Annotated in this window: 5 protein-coding genes; 4 read left to right on the top strand and 1 reads right to left on the bottom strand. The window is 68.6% G+C overall.

What is annotated here, in order from left to right; all coding sequences use genetic code 11:
• Positions 1–1,438: ABC transporter substrate-binding protein (locus tag AX744_RS12645; protein WP_061017243.1), on the bottom strand; the 1,438-nt coding region annotated here is incomplete at its 3' end.
• 268 nt (positions 1,439–1,706) lie between these two features.
• On the opposite strand from AX744_RS12645, the gene AX744_RS12640 reads away from it, so the two are divergent.
• The 4 genes from AX744_RS12640 to nadC all read left to right on the top strand — a co-directional run.
• A complete protein-coding gene (locus AX744_RS12640; protein ID WP_061017241.1) occupies positions 1,707–2,423 on the top strand; it encodes an NUDIX hydrolase in 717 nt (238 codons plus the stop codon).
• Positions 2,420–3,757 (top strand): quinolinate synthase NadA, encoded by a 1,338-nt coding sequence (gene nadA / locus AX744_RS12635; RefSeq protein ID WP_058631905.1) that lies wholly within the window; start codon positions 2,420–2,422, stop codon positions 3,755–3,757. The genes AX744_RS12640 and nadA overlap by 4 nt, the downstream gene beginning before the upstream one ends.
• Positions 3,754–5,277 (top strand): L-aspartate oxidase, encoded by a 1,524-nt coding sequence (gene nadB, locus AX744_RS12630; RefSeq protein ID WP_061017238.1) that lies wholly within the window; start codon positions 3,754–3,756, stop codon positions 5,275–5,277. The genes nadA and nadB overlap by 4 nt, the downstream gene beginning before the upstream one ends.
• Positions 5,277–5,984, top strand: a 708-nt coding sequence (nadC, locus tag AX744_RS12625) for a carboxylating nicotinate-nucleotide diphosphorylase (protein WP_061017237.1), incomplete at its 3' end; no start/stop codon positions are given. The genes nadB and nadC, both read left to right, overlap by 1 nt.

Raw genomic sequence — 5,984 nt, 5'->3', positions numbered from 1 at the left:
CGACCGGGTTGCTGTAGCGGCTGAAGTTCCAGCGTCCTGCGGGGATCTCGGTGCCGACCGGGGTCGTCGACTCGACGGCCGTGCCGCCGAACCAGTCGCGGTAGATCTGGAACGGGTCGGCGACGGACGTGCCGATCACACCACCCATGATGAGCTGGAACTCGCCACCCTGACGGGAATCGGAGAACTCCTGCCACTGCACCGTCGATGCCGTGATCTTGATGCCTGCGGCCTCGGCCTGCTCGGCGATCAGCTTCGCGGCGTCGTTGTAGTCGGTCCAGCCGTCGACCGAGGTGAGCGTGAGCTCGAGCGGAACCCCGCCCTTCTCGTAGATGCCGCTCGAACCCTTGGTGTAACCGGCGGCCTCGAGGATCGAACCGGCCTCGGCGGCGTTGGCCTCCTGCGGGCTGACCTCGTTGGCCGGGTCGGCGAGCCACTTCTCGTCACGCGGCAGCAGCGTGAAAGCCGGCGAGATGTCGCCCGTGAGGCCGACGAATGCCTTGTCCTTGATGATGCCGCGGTCGATCGCCACGTTGAGCGCCTGACGCACCGCGACGTCCGTCTGCGGGCCGGTGCAGCCGAGCTCGGCGTTCGAGCAGGTGTAGAGCACCGTCGGGTCCTGCGGGGTGTTGATCCAGTCGATCTTGCCGTTGCCGGTCACGTCATCCGGGTTGGGGATGAACATGCCGGTCCAGTCGAGCTTGCCGGCGGCGAGCAGGTCCTGTGCCGTCTGGTTGTTGTCGACCGCGATGTACTGGACCTTCTTGACGCCGAGCTTGTCGGCATCGCGGTAGTTCTTGTTCGCGACGAGGGTGTAGGACTCGCTCGTGGTCTTGTCGACCACGTAGGGGCCGGATCCGACGGGCTCCTCGTTCGTGAAGTTGGCGAAGTCCTTGACGTCCTTCCAGACGTGCTCGGGGAGGATGTAGCTCGACCCCATCCGCTGGAACTCGGTCGTGTACTGGGCAGACGAGTACGTCAGCACGGCGGTGGTGTCGTCCGTGGCCTCGGCGGAGATCAGACCGTTGCCCTCGGGGTTGTTGGCCTCGTAGTTGAACGAGAACGCGACGTCCTTGGCGGTCAGGGGCTCACCGTCGCTCCACTTGAGGTCGGGCTTGATAGTGACCGTGATCACCGTGCCGTCCTCGTTGTACTCGAACGAGTCGCCGATCAGGCCGACCGGCTCGGAGTCCGCGGTCTTGTTGTAGAAGAACAGCGGCTCGTAGATCGGCCCGAGCGCGCCGTGGAGCACGGTCGGAGCGAACGGGTTGTAGTTCGCGGCGATGGGGGTCTGGCTGCCGGCCCAGACACGCAGGGCCTTGTCGCCATCGGCGTTGCCACTGTCGCTGCCGCCGCCACAGGCGGTGAGGCCCAGGGCGAGGACGGATGCACCGGCAATCGCGGTGAGCGCGATCTTGCGCCTTCCGTTACGGATCATTTCTCTTGTTTCCTCTCGGTGCTGCACTGCAGGAGGGATCGCTCCGGATGGAGCAGAACCCCGGAGGTGGGGTTCTCGGGCCCGGGGAGACGACCGGCGGCCACTCCCGAAGGGGTTTGTTAGGACAGTAACCTAACAAACCCCGTCCTCGTGGACAAGCCTCCTCGCGCTCCTCAGATAACGTTTCGGACTCAGCCCGAATCCTCGTCACAGAGGACCACTAAGAGTCTCGATGACACTAAGATCGACATCGGAGGTTAAGGTGCGAATGACTCAAAGCGGTGACATCCGAGTCGCCGTCTCGACGGTGATCCTGACGCTGCGGAGGACCGACGACGGACGGGCGGTGCTCTCCCTGCCCCTCGTGCTGCGCACGCGCGAGCCCTTCGCCGGCCAGTGGGCACTCCCCGGAGGTTGGCTCACCTCGACGGAGTCTCCCGTCGATGCCGCGGCCCGCACCCTCGCCGAGACAACGGGACTCGCCCCCAGCTACCTCGAGCAGCTGTATGCCTTCGGAGCGGTCGACCGCTCCCCCACGCGGGTCGTCTCCATCGTGTACTGGGCCCTGTTGCGGCAGGACGACGTGACCGCGCAGAGCGCCGCACATCGCGCAGCCGGGCACTATCCCGAGAACGTCCGCTGGTTCGACGTCGAGGAGCTGCCGGACCTCGCGTTCGACCATGACCGGATCGTCGAGTACGCGCTGTGGCGACTGCGCAACAAGGTGGGGTACAGCCGAGTCGCACAGGGGTTCCTCCCCGCCGAGTTCACGCTCGCCGAGTTGCGCGAAGCCTATGAATCGATCCTCGGACGCGCCCTCGACCCCGCCAACTTCCGTCGCCAGGTGGAGGCGGCGGGCAATCTGCTCCCGACCGACCGGTTCCGCACCGGAAGCCACCGGCCCGCGCGTCTGTATCGCGACAACACCGACATCGAGCTCGCCGATCGCGGCCCGCTCCGACCCGAGGAAACGAGCATCCGATGAGCATCACCTTCGTCCCCGCTCCCGCCGTACCGCCGCTGGACCCCTCCGTCGACCATGCGATCCAGGCGATCGTCACCGGCGCGTCCACGGACGCCACGTGCGCGACGGATCTCGCCGCAGGACCGTGGGACTTCGACGCGCGGCCCGGATACGGACCGGGCTCATCGATGGGAGACGTGATCCCGACCGGTGCCCCGCGACAAGGCGAGCTGCCTTCCGAGTACCGCGAGGCTTCGGAAGAGGAACTCGACGGGAGGATCCGGGCGGCCAAGGCCACGCTCGGCGACCGGGTGCTCATCCTCGGACACTTCTATCAGCGCGAAGAGGTCGTGCAGCACGCGGACTACGTCGGGGACTCGTTCCAGCTGGCGACGGCGGCGAAGGGCAGAGCCGATGCCGAGGCGATCGTGTTCTGCGGCGTGCACTTCATGGCCGAGACCGCCGATCTGCTCTCGCAACCCGATCAGGCGGTGATCCTCCCCAATCTCGCCGCGGGGTGCTCGATGGCCGACATGGCCGACATCGACCAGGTCGAGGAGTGCTGGGAGCAGCTCGAGGACGTCTTCGGAGACCTCGCGGCCGCAGACGCCGACGGCCGCGTGCCCGTGATCCCCGTGACGTACATGAACTCCTCGGCGGCGATCAAGGGCTTCGTCGGGCGACACGGCGGGATCGTGTGCACGTCGTCGAATGCGCGGACCGTGCTGGAGTGGGCATTCGAGCGGGGGCGGCGGGTCCTGTTCTTCCCCGACCAGCATCTGGGCCGCAACACCGCCAAGGCCATGGGAGTGCCGCTCGATCAGATGCCCATGTGGAACCCGCGGCGAGCGCTGGGCGGATCCTCCGCCGAGGAGTTGCTCGACTCGCGTGTCATCCTGTGGCACGGGTTCTGCTCCGTGCACCGACGCTTCACGGTCGACCAGATCGACCAAGCGCGCACCGATCACCCCGGTGTCCGCGTGATCGTGCACCCCGAATGTCCGATGGAGGTCGTCGACGCCGCCGACGAAGCAGGGTCGACCGAGTACATCCGCCGGGCGATCGACACGGCGACCGAACCGACCACCTTCGCGATCGGCACCGAGATCAACCTCGTCCGTCGACTCGCTGCGCAGTATCCGCAGCACGAGATCTTCTGCCTCGACCCCGTGGTGTGCCCGTGCTCGACGATGTACCGCATCCACCCCGGCTACCTCGCGTGGGTGCTGGAGGAGCTGGTGGCCGGTCGCACGCCGAACCGCATCACCGTGTCCGACGACGTCGCCGCCCCCGCTCGGGTGGCGCTGGAACGGATGCTCGCGGCGAAGCCCCCGGCGGTCGCGGGCACACGATGAAGGTCATCATCGTCGGGTCGGGCATCGCGGGGCTCACCGCGGCGCTGCACGCGCACGAGTCGGGTCACGACGTGACGATCGTCACCAAGGGTGACCTCGGCGACGGCTGCACCGGGTTCGCTCAGGGGGGTGTCGCCGGAGCGTACGGCCCGGGCGACTCCCCGTCGTCGCATGCCGCCGACACGCAGATCGCCGGCGCCGGGCTGTCCGATCCGGACGCGGTGAGTGTGCTGGTCGCCGACGGCGCGGAGCGGATCGCCGAGCTGATCGCACGGGGTGTCGGCTTCGACCGCGACGACGACGGTTCACTGCGACTCGGACGCGAGGCGGCGCACAGCCATGCCCGCATCGCGCATGCGGGCGGCGATGCCACCGGGGCGGCGATCTCCGCGGCCCTCGTCGAATGCGCACGTCGCGCGCGCATCCCTGTTCTCACCGGCGCTTTCCTTGTCGACCTCGTGAAGCGCGACGGTGTCGTTCGGGGTATCCGAATCCGTCACGACGGTGTGCTCTCGACCCTCCAGGCCGACGCCGTGATCCTCGCCACCGGCGGTGCCGGCCAGCTCTACGCCCACACCACCAACCCCGGAGGAACGACGGGTGACGGCATCGCCGCCGCGCTTCGCGCAGGTGCAGCGGTCGCCGATCTGGAATTCGTCCAGTTCCATCCCACCGTCCTCGCCTCCGGCCCGGCGTTCCTGATCTCCGAGGCGGTGCGCGGTGAGGGCGCGGTTCTGGTGGACGACCGTGGCCGCCGGTTCATGTTCGACAGCCACCCCGACGGTGAGCTCGCGCCGCGGGACGTGGTGTCGCGAGCGATCGCACGGCGCGCCGCGGCTCAGGCTGCGCCCGTCAGGCTCGACGCCACGATGCTCGGAGCCCGCACGCTCGCGCTCCGCTTCCCGACCATCGACCGTGTCACGAGAGAGCGTGGCTTCGACTGGGCGAAGACCCCCCTGCCCGTGACCCCGGCGGCGCACTACCTGATGGGCGGCGTGGTCACCGACCTCGACGGACGCACCACGGTGCCAGGGCTCTTCGCCGTAGGAGAGGTCGCCCGCACTGGCGTGCACGGGGCCAACCGGCTGGCATCGAACTCCCTGCTCGAGGGCGCGGTCTTCGGGGCTCGCGCGGCGGCAGCGCTCACGGTGCCCTGGCCTCTTCCGGAACAGGAGCACACCCCTCCCGAGGTGAGCCTAGACGCGAACGTCGCTGACCCCGAACCGGGGTTCACCCGCTCCGCACTGCAGCGGCTGATGTGGGACGAAGTGGGCCTGCTGCGCACGGGCGAGGGCCTCACCCGGGCGCTCGGCGTGCTGCAGGGGTGGGCCGGCGCCCCCACCACGCCCACGACCGTGACGGAGCACGAGGATGCGAACCTGCTGCTCCTCGCGCAGGCGACGGCGGCGGCGGCTCTGAAGCGCACCGTTTCCGTCGGAGCACATCATCGTGTCGACACGGATGCGACAGGTGCCCCTTCTTCATCCCCCACACCCTCATCGATCCTGGAGACCGTCTGATGCTGACCCCCGCCACTCTGCACCGCGTCGTCGGCGCCGCACTGGAGGAAGACGCTCCGTGGGGCGACCTCACGAGCACCACGCTGCTGCCCGCCGAAGCCACGGCCACGGCCGATCTCGTCGCACGAGAAGCCGGGGTCTTCAGCGGAGGCGAGGTCTTCGCCGCCGCCTTCCGTCTCACCGATCCGTCCGTCCAGGTGGATCTGCACGTCGGCGACGGTGACGAGTTCGTTGCAGGAGACGTCCTCGCCTCGGTATCCGGTGCGGCGCGCAGCGTACTGACTGCGGAGCGCGTCGCCTTGAACTTCACGCAGCGGATGAGCGGCATCGCCACGCTCACCGCCGCCTACGTGGCGGCCGTCGACGGCACCGAGACGCGGATCGCCGACACCCGCAAGACCACTCCCGGTCTGCGCGCCTTCGAGCGTCACGCCGTCGAGTCGGGCGGCGGCCGCAATCACCGGCACTCCCTGTCCGACGCGGTGATGGCGAAGGACAACCACCTCGCGGTGCTGAAACGCTCGGGCCTCGACCTCGCGGCCGCCCTGCGCGCGGCCCTGTCCCGGCTCCCCCATACGACCCACGTCGTCGTCGAGGTCGACCGTCTCGACCAGATCGACGCCGTCCTGGACGGTGGAGCGGATACCGTGCTGCTCGACAACTTCTCGCTGGACGACCTGGAGCGGGGCGTGGCCCTCATCGGCGGT

Source organism: Microbacterium sp. CCH5-D1 (assembly GCF_001557335.1).
Lineage (GTDB): Bacteria > Actinomycetota > Actinomycetes > Actinomycetales > Microbacteriaceae > Microbacterium > Microbacterium oxydans.
The sequence above is the reverse complement of the archived record's forward strand: the minus strand, read 5'-3'. Positions and strand labels throughout refer to the sequence as shown.

What these genes read in the sequence shown, in the direction of transcription:
- AX744_RS12640 (WP_061017241.1), top strand. Translation starts at nt 1,707, where the DNA reads ATGACTCAAAGCGGTGACATCCGAGTCGCCGTCTCGACGGTGATCCTG.
- nadA (WP_058631905.1), top strand. Translation starts at nt 2,420, where the DNA reads ATGAGCATCACCTTCGTCCCCGCTCCCGCCGTACCGCCGCTGGACCCC.
- nadB (WP_061017238.1), top strand. Translation starts at nt 3,754, where the DNA reads ATGAAGGTCATCATCGTCGGGTCGGGCATCGCGGGGCTCACCGCGGCG.